Source organism: Bacillus hominis (assembly GCF_018332515.1).
GTDB classification, from domain to species: domain Bacteria; phylum Bacillota; class Bacilli; order Bacillales; family Bacillaceae_G; genus Bacillus_A; species Bacillus_A hominis.
Genome location: NZ_BOQD01000489.1, coordinates 1 through 809, shown reverse-complemented (window position 1 = coordinate 809; position 809 = coordinate 1). Strand labels below are relative to the sequence as shown.

The window sequence follows — 809 nt, the reverse complement described above, 5'->3', positions numbered from 1 at the left end:
AAACTATATTCAAAAATCTCCTTTAATTTAATAAACAATGGAAGTAGGTCAATCATTTCTTTAGGAAGCTCATTTTCTTCTTGGTATCCGTCGATTATTGCCTTTGTAATAGAGTTCTCATAGTCAACAATATTCCCATTTCCAGCAAAAGAATATTCTATCGCGCTATAGACTGGAACTGCTAAATCGAATATGTAAAAATGTTTTTCACAGTCTTGAAAATCAATCATTGTTAAATTTATATCATTTTCCACTAATATGTTTTCTAACCATAAATCCCCGTGAATTAAGCCGTAATTTGAAGTGGACTTTGGCAGTTCCTTTATAGAAGTTAAAACGTCAGATGCAATTTCTCTTATAGTAGTTTCTTCTTTAGGGATATAGTTAAGAAAATTATACTCTTCATTTTCATACCAGTCGTGTATATGATTTACCGGTTGAATGCTTTCAAAGTCTTTAGATATACGATGTAATTTTCCAATTTGTTGACCAAGATTTTTAAATACATTAGAATTCCATTCGTTTCTTGGTAAATGTATACCAGGCGCAGCTTTATATACTACAGTAAAAAGATCTTTGTCTAATGTTATTTTCTCTACTAAATTCCCCTTTAATGAAGGTATTATTGGAGGGACCCCAAAGCCCTTTTGATATAAAAAGTTCGTATATGTAACTTCTTCTAATTGTTCTTCATATGTTTTATAGTTTGTAATTCTAATGAAGTAGTTACCTTGTTCTGCATTACATTGATACATTTCATTTGTTATTGGTTTAATGTTAATAAAATTTAATGGATATAGTTCATTAAC

At 29.5% G+C, this 809-nt stretch carries 1 protein-coding gene; it reads right to left on the bottom strand.

The genetic code is table 11. From position 1 onward, the window contains the following. The coding region (locus KI356_RS26705; RefSeq protein ID WP_212936960.1) for a phosphotransferase enzyme family protein at window positions 1-809 on the bottom strand (809 nt) is incomplete at both ends.